General features: G+C 45.8%; 2 protein-coding genes. Both read right to left on the reverse strand.

Annotated features, from left to right (window positions below):
• Positions 1-31 precede the first annotated feature (31 nt).
• The gene (locus tag IBX50_RS20540; protein ID WP_292258284.1) at positions 32-1,030 is read right to left on the reverse strand and encodes a PD-(D/E)XK nuclease family protein; all 999 of its coding nucleotides are present in this window, start codon (positions 1,028-1,030) and stop codon (positions 32-34) included.
• A 39-nt stretch (positions 1,031-1,069) separates the two neighbouring features.
• Complete coding sequence (locus IBX50_RS20545; protein ID WP_292258286.1) at positions 1,070-1,375, reverse strand: hypothetical protein; 306 nt, start codon at positions 1,373-1,375, stop codon at positions 1,070-1,072.
• Positions 1,376-1,495: the final 120 nt, after the last annotated feature.

Genomic DNA, 1,495 nt, shown 5'->3' on the forward strand with positions numbered 1-1,495 from the left:
CGCTTATATCCCCGCCCGATTGGGCGAGGGTTTACGCGGATTTTGCTAAAACAGCATCTGCCTCAAGTCTCTGTAACAGTGCTTTTGCCTGAAGAATCAGGTTAGCAGTAGCATCCATGTCGATATAGCCATTTTCGTCTTGCTGGCGGAAATCAGGTGCATCCAGAAGGGCAACAACCATTGACTCGCCACTCCCAAACTTCGGTGGTTTTTTGGTTTTGAAGCCAAAAGATTCTGAGTTTTGCGCGATTTGCTTGAACCGCTGCTGCCGTAATGCTGACCGTTGAGATGCATCCTTAACACTAATTCTGAAACGTAGCTCTTGGTTGTTAGCCAGTTGCACATGGCAAACACCATGAAAACCAAGCCAGTAGCCCAGAAACCCACCAGACTGATTGGGGACATAACCCCAGTTACCCTCTCCAAGATGCTGTTTCAAAGCCTTGTAAAAGCCTATCCATGAGTGCCAACCCCATTCGCTGATTGGTTTTGTTCGATAACTTTCGACCTGATCTTCCAGATGTTGCAGATGACTAAAATAGCTCTGGAAAACATCGCTGGACACACCCTTGCCCGCTCTCAGAACCTGCAAAAAATCCTGACGTAAAAAGGGTTGATAACCTTTACTGTGAATCGCCTCATAGCAGCTTTGGTCACCGGTTTTGAAGTAGATAGGCAGTATCTTTTCACGTCCGTATCCTCTTTTTATGACTGCGTCCAGATACCTTTCCAACTGGTTGGAGTGAGCTCCAGTATGGGTTTTATCCTCAACCAGGATCGCATATTGCTCATCCAGCTCACAGAGCACGTCAATATTGGATACTTGGCGAGTCACTACTGCACTGGAGTAATCGGGTACAGGTTTCTGATGCTTTTCAAAAAACGCCTGCACCAGCTTTCTGCCACACTGATGAAGTTGCGGGTCAACATCGGCATACTTTTTATCTGCCCAGCACAACAACCAGGCAATAAAAGCATCCTGAGAAAGCTCAGAAGTTGCGAACGAAAAAATATTGGGTTTATCTGTCATAACCTGTCTTACTCCTTGTTATAGCTGGATTGAGTCAATCTACAGCCATTCGATAATGATCTGACCACCACCAAAACGTACCACCCCCTCTTTTCTGGGTGCTTTGTTGCATTGCCCACGGTACTCAATGAGCTGGTCGAGCAGTTCGATCAGGTGAAGTTTAAAACCAGAGTCTGTCACCTGATCAAATAGATCGTCGGCAAGTGTCCAGGATGTACCACTCAAGCGATCCTCTTGCTCTTCAGCATGAAAGAGCACTTCTCCAGTTGTATTCACTATGGCTGGATACTGCTTCGCAAGCATACTCAGGCGTGCACCTTCATGGTTTTCATCAAAAATTGTCATCTCCTGTCCTTTTTATACTGAAGTTTTTTCAGGTTACACTCTTTCTGTGTTAATGGCCATTGACAACCAGCGACTGCTTTGCTCATGATCATCTGCCTTATGTTTAAAAAATAAGGCCAG

The sequence above is a fragment of the Marinospirillum sp. genome (assembly GCF_014859565.1).

Coding starts and splice junctions, on each gene's coding strand:
- IBX50_RS20540 (WP_292258284.1), bottom strand. CDS start 1,030: ATGACAGATAAACCCAATATTTTTTCGTTCGCAACTTCTGAGCTTTCT.
- IBX50_RS20545 (WP_292258286.1), bottom strand. CDS start 1,375: ATGACAATTTTTGATGAAAACCATGAAGGTGCACGCCTGAGTATGCTT.